Source organism: Sphingomonas sp. CCH5-D11, assembly GCF_001557395.1.
Classification (GTDB): domain Bacteria; phylum Pseudomonadota; class Alphaproteobacteria; order Sphingomonadales; family Sphingomonadaceae; genus Sphingomonas.
Window position 1 is genome coordinate 1 of the sequence record NZ_LSKH01000010.1, and the last position, 5,812, is coordinate 5,812.

The window sequence follows — 5,812 nt, forward strand, 5'->3', positions numbered from 1 at the left end:
GCCTTCATGGTGCCGATGTAGAGCGTCTTGTCCGCTGCGTCATAGACACGCAGCCAGACTTCGTCCGTCGCGGTCAGCGTCACCTGCGGCGCGGCCTTGGGCGCAGCCGTCGGCTGTGCCGCCGGCACCGCTACCGCCACGGACGGCGCTGCCGGCACCGGGGTTCCGTCACCGCCGCGGAACAGGCTGCTGCCCAGCCAGAGGACGGCGAGCACCACGATCGCCAGCGCGACGCCGGCGGCCGCGATCACCAGCCCGCGGCTGGGCACACGCGTCGGATCGGCAACCTCATAGGGCTGGTATTTGGGCGTCACGCGCGGCGCGTCATTCGCCTCGGCGCGCACGTCCCGCGCCAGCGTCACCTCGTCCTCGCCGACCGCACGCGCATAAGCGCGCACGAACCCGACGGCATAGGTGGGCGACGGCAGGGCACCGTAATTGGACGCCTCGATCGCCTCCAGATGACGCAGCGGCACGCGGGTGCGAGCGCCGATCTCGGCCAGCGACATGCCGTGTCGCTCGCGCGCGGCGCGCAGCCTCTCGCCAACAGGTTGCGGGAAGAGCGTCGCGTTGTCGCCGCGCTCGGCCTCAGTCATTCGCTTCTCCGCTTCGGGCGAACCGACCCCGTCCGCCCTCGGTGGCACGTCTCCCAGAGCGAGCCATCTGTGTCAATCGAGCCACACCGCTTTTGATCCGCGACGCCCCTCGCTTTGCCGAGGCGCCGCCGGTCCTCATCCCAGCTCCACCCCATTCGTCTGCGCCCATGTGCCCAGTGCCGCACGCATGTCGCGGGGGGGATCGGCCAGAAGTCGGGACATTTCCGCGCGTACTGCCGCATAGTTCAGCGATTGCACCATGGCCTTGATCGGCCCCACCGCCGCCGGCGTGATCGACAGTCGGTCGATGCCGATGCCGATCAGCGCCAGCGCCTCGAGCGGCCGTCCGCCCATCTCCCCGCAGATCGCCACCGGCACGCCTGCCGCCCGCGACGGCTCCAGCACGCTGGCGATGAAGCGCAGGATGGACGCCGAAAGCCAGTCGTACCGCTCCGCCAGCTTCGGATTGGCGCGGTCGGCGGCGAACAGGAACTGGGTCAGATCATTGGTGCCGATCGACAGGAAATCCACCTGCGGCAGCAACAGGTCCAGCTGATAGGCGAGGCTCGGCACCTCAAGCATGGCGCCATATCGGATCTCGATAGGCATCCGCCGATTGCGCGAGGCCAACCAGGTGCGCTGCTGCTCGAATAGCGCCCGCGCTTCGGCAAACTCCCACGCCTCGCTGACCATCGGGAACATCACGTTCAGCGTGCGCCCGGCCGCGGCATCCAGCAGCGCGCGTGCCTGCGCCTTCATCAACCCGTTGCGCTCCAGCGCCAGCCTCAGCGCGCGCCAGCCCATGGCCGGATTTTCCTCGTCGCCGTCATGCTGCGCCAGGTATGGCAGCGCCTTGTCCCCGCCGATATCCACCGTGCGGAAAATCACCGGCCGGTCGCCGGCGACGTCCAGCACTTCGCGGTACAGCCGCTGCTGGCGCTCGCGCTGCGGCAACGTTGCCGACACGAGGAACTGGAATTCGGTGCGGAACAGGCCGATGCCGTCCGCGCCGGTCACGTCCAGTGCCGCCACGTCATCGCGCAGGCCGGCATTGACCATCACGGTCACACGATGGCCGTCCTTCGTTTCCGGCGCGACATCGCGCAGCCGCGCATAGGCGGCCCGACGCTTCTGCCTCAGCGCCAGCTTGGCCTCGAACGCTTCTTCCATCGGGCTGGACGGGCGCACCACCACCGATCCCTCGCCCACGTCCAGCAGCAGCATGTCGCCCTCGGCGATCTGCCGGCGCACGTCGCGCACCCGGCCCAGCACCGGCACGCCCATCGCGCGCGCTACGATAGTGACATGCGCGGTCAGCGATCCTTCCTCCAGGATCACGCCCTTCAGCCGCCGGCGATCATATTCCAGCAGTTCCGCCGGACCCAGGTTGCGCGCGATCAGGATGGTGTCCTGCCTCAGGCCAAGCTGCGCCGCCGTGCCCATCTGCCCGGAAACGATGCGCAGCAGCCGGTTGGACAGGTCCTCCAGGTCGTGCATCCGGTCGGCCAGCAGCGGATCGTCGATCTGCCGCATCCGCTGGCGCGTGCGCTGCTGCACCCGCTCGATCGCCGCTTCCGCGGTCAGCCCGCTGTCGATCGCCTCGTTGATGCGGCGCGCCCAACCCTCGTCATAGGCGAACATCTTGTAGGTCTCGAGCACTTCCTCATGCTCGCCGCCGACGCCGAACTCCGCCTCTCGAGTCATGCGGTCGATCTGCTCGCGCATCTTGTCGAATGCGGCATAGACGCGGTGCCGCTCGGCTTCCGTGTCCTCGGCCACCGTATGTTCGATATGAATGCGTGGCTGGTGGAACACCGCAGCACCTGCCGCCATGCCCTCCACCAGCTTCTGCCCGGTCAGGCGGATGCTGGCGGTGGGCTGCTGCGGCCGATTGCGCGGCCCTGCAGGGTCGATCAGCCCGGCATTGGCGATCAGCTCGCTGAGCACCATTGCCACGGTCTGCAACGCCTCGATCTCGATATCGGCATAACGGCGCGGATCGGCATGCTGCACTGCCAGAACGCCCACCGAACGCTCGCGCCGGATGATCGGCACGCCCGCAAAACTATGGAACCGATCCTCGCCCGTTTCGGGCTTATAGGCGAAATCCGGGTGGCTCGCGGCCTCATCCAGGTTCAGCACTTCGCCATTCTCGGCAATGGTGCCGACCAGCCCCTCGCCCATGGCAAGCTTGGTGACATGAACCGCGTCCGCCGAAAGCCCGCGCGTCGCGAACAGTTCCAGCACGCCTTCCCGCAGCAGGTATATAGAACAGACTTCGCTGTTCAGCGCCTCGCCGATGATCTCGACCACCTGGTTCAGCTTGGCTTGCGCATTGGAGCGGGCCGCCATGACATCGTGAAGGTTGACCAGTATTTCGCGGGCAGAGGCGGCAGCGGACAGCATCAGGTGTCGCTAGCAGGCGAACAGGCTGGGTGCCACGCAACATTTTGTTGCGCGGCATTGCAGCGAAATGTCAGTTCTTGCGTTTCTTTTTCTTCGCCTGCGGCTGGGGCTTGCCATCGCGCGGAAACAGCACGGCCGCGACGCCGATCGCGATCGCACCGACGCCGGCCGCCGCTCCCACGATCCGTCCCACGGACCATCCACGCCGCGGCTCGGCCCATTCCTCCTCCGGCTTCTGCGGTGGCGCAGGCGGGCTTGGCGGGTGCGGCGGCTCCTGGATCGGATAAGGCGAGGTATTGGCGGGCGGCACCGGGGGCGTCTGCGTCATCTTGATCCTCTTGTTGGCGACAGAAGAACGCCGGCCGCTGTCACCGGGTCCCATTGGACATCGCTTCAGCAAAATAGCGCCGCGCTGCCAAGGCCGTTCCCTGTCCCGTCGCTGGGCGGTGCCCCATCTGTGATCAGCAGTTCAACGCCTTGACGCTCCACGGCATTTCGGCAACGCATCGATAATCTTGGGGGCGGATCAGCATGGCATTGTTCAGCGGTACTTCGGCGGCCGACTATTATTCGGGCACTGACGACATTGACGTAATCAACGGCGAAGACGGCAATGATCGACTGTTCGGCGGGTTGGGCGCCGATCGGATCTATGGCGGATCGGGAAACGACATTCTCACCAGCGGCATGGCGCTGGTCGATTTCTTCGGTGCCTTTCTCCCGGCGCGGTTCGATGCCGCCGCGGATCAGGATCGGGTGGACGGCGGCATCGGCGATGACGTCATCGGCGGCGGCTATAACGACATTCTGCTTGGCGGAGAGGGCGTCGACACGTTGTTCCTCGATCTGACGGCCGCGGATCAGGGCGTGACGCTCAACTTCGCCACCCAGTCGTCAGGGGGGTCTGCGCGCCTCGGTACCGGTCGCATCGCCGGTTTCGAGCGGGTCGGCTCGATCTTTGGCAGCGCCTTTGACGATGTCGTGCGCCTCGGAAATCTCGCAACGGGCGCGACGCTGGGCGATCATGTCGATGGCGGCGACGGCAATGACGTGATCGACGGCCGCGCGCTGGGCAGCGCACCCGGCAACGGCTCCTCCGGCGGCGACGTGATCGTTGGCGGCTCCTATCGCCTCGCAGGCGGCGCTGGCGATGATCAGCTGTTCGGCAGCGACTTCGCCGATCGTTTGCAGGGCGGCGACGGCAATGATCGCCTGGTTTCCGGCCTGGGACGCGACACGCTGCTCGGCGGCGCGGGCGACGACGTGATCGATCTGCGGGCGAAGGGCTATTCCGGCTTCAAGGACGTGGACGGCGGGGATGGCCAGGATCTGGTTCAGGTGCTCGGCAGTCGCGGCAGCTACAAGGTATTCCTCACGTCGGAGGGTCGTACGGTCCTCTACCGCGACTTCGGCTCCTATGATGAGGAATATCATCTCGCCGACGTGGAGACGGTGCAGTTCGGCAAGACCGCTGTTTCGATGGCCGATCTGCTGGTCGCTTATCGTGTCGGCACCGACGGCGCCGATTGGATCGGGCCCGGGCAGGCCGATCGCTACGGACGCACGTCCACAGACGGCAAGGACACGCTATACGGCCTGGCCGGGAATGACGTGCTGGACGGCGGCCGCGGCCCCGACACTTACTACGGCGGCGAAGGGGCGGACACGTTCATCCTCAACAATGCCGGCGATCGGATCATGGATGCCGAAGAGGCGGACCGGGTCATCAGCAGCGTCAGCTATTCGGAAGCCGGTGGCTCAAGCGGCGTCGGCCAGGTCGAGCTGAGCGGCCGGGCCGACATTGACGCATTCGCCCCCTCTTCCTGGGTCGTGCGGGGCAATGCCGGCGACAACCATCTGACCGGGCGGGGTGAACTGGAAGGCGGTCTTGGCGACGACCTGCTCACCGGCACCTATGGGACCGCGGTGGCGAGCTACGAACATGCGGCCCGCTGGGTTCGCGTCAGCCTCGCCGTCAGCGGCGCGCAGAACACGCTCGGCGCGGGGATCGATACGCTTGATCAGATCAGGGGACTTCGCGGCTCCCAATTTGACGATCTGCTCATCGGCGGTGACGGCGACGACACGATCGAGGGCGCAGGCGGCAGTGATCGCATGCGCGGCGGCGCTGGCATCGATACACTCGATTATGGTCATGCGGCGGCCGGCGTTCGCGTTGACCTGGCCTTGAACGGCGCGGCGCAGGATACCGGCGGCGCCGGCATGGACACGATCTGGGACTTCGAGTTCCTCTTCGGCTCCGCGCATGATGACATGCTGATCGGCAGCGACAGCACAGACGGCAATTACCTGCGTGGCCGGGACGGCGATGATGTCCTGATCGGTCGCGGCGGTCTCGACACGTTGGAGGGCGGGGCCGGCGCTGACCTGTTCGTCTATGATGCGATCGGCACGGGCGACTGGATCATGGATTTCGGCCTCGGCGAGGACCGGATCGATGTGTCGGCCATCGATGCCGATGCCAATGTGGCAGGCGATCAGGCCTTCCGTATCGTCGATGCCTTCACCGGCGCGGCGGGCGAGCTCGTCATTACTCAGCCGCTGGATTCCCATGGGCAGATCCGGGCCGATGTGGACGGCGACGGCCAGTCGGATCTGACCCTGCTTTTCTACGCCACTATCCCGGACGACATCGCCGCCCGCATCATCCTGTAGCGATCAGTCGAACAGCCCATCCTGGCTGCCCGCCGGCGGATTGAGGCCCAGATGCTTCCACCCGCCGGCGTTCAGCATCCGTCCCCGCGCCGTGCGCGCGACCAGGCCGAGCTGAATCAGATACGGCTCGATCA

5 protein-coding genes are annotated in these 5,812 nt (G+C 66.6%); 1 reads left to right on the forward strand and 4 read right to left on the reverse strand.

The genetic code is table 11. The features are described from left to right. From AX702_RS00485 to AX702_RS00495, 3 genes are all read right to left on the reverse strand, one after another. On the reverse strand, positions 1-596 hold a 596-nt coding region (locus tag AX702_RS00485), incomplete at its 3' end, for a helix-turn-helix domain-containing protein (protein ID WP_156455289.1). Positions 597-731: 135 nt separating this feature from the next. Further along, complete coding sequence (gene ptsP / locus AX702_RS00490) at positions 732-3,002, reverse strand: phosphoenolpyruvate--protein phosphotransferase (RefSeq protein ID WP_066774980.1); 2,271 nt, start codon at positions 3,000-3,002, stop codon at positions 732-734. Between the two features lie 70 nt (positions 3,003-3,072). Beyond that, positions 3,073-3,330 (reverse strand): hypothetical protein, encoded by a 258-nt coding sequence (locus tag AX702_RS00495; protein WP_156455290.1) that lies wholly within the window; start codon positions 3,328-3,330, stop codon positions 3,073-3,075. Between the two features lie 203 nt (positions 3,331-3,533). On the opposite strand from AX702_RS00495, the gene AX702_RS00500 reads away from it, so the two are divergent. Continuing rightward, a complete protein-coding gene (locus AX702_RS00500) occupies positions 3,534-5,678 on the forward strand; it encodes a calcium-binding protein (protein ID WP_066774986.1) in 2,145 nt (714 codons plus the stop codon). Positions 5,679-5,681: 3 nt separating this feature from the next. On the opposite strand, the gene AX702_RS21445 is transcribed toward AX702_RS00500, so the two are convergent. Then, positions 5,682-5,812: Holliday junction DNA helicase RuvB C-terminal domain-containing protein (locus AX702_RS21445; protein ID WP_331710367.1), on the reverse strand; the 131-nt coding region annotated here is incomplete at its 5' end.

Excerpts from the sequence above, each read along its gene's own strand:
- AX702_RS00500 (WP_066774986.1), top strand. The coding sequence starts at position 3,534 with ATGGCATTGTTCAGCGGTACTTCGGCGGCCGACTATTATTCGGGCACT.
- ptsP (WP_066774980.1), bottom strand. The coding sequence starts at position 3,002 with ATGCTGTCCGCTGCCGCCTCTGCCCGCGAAATACTGGTCAACCTTCAC.
- AX702_RS00495 (WP_156455290.1), bottom strand. The coding sequence starts at position 3,330 with ATGACGCAGACGCCCCCGGTGCCGCCCGCCAATACCTCGCCTTATCCG.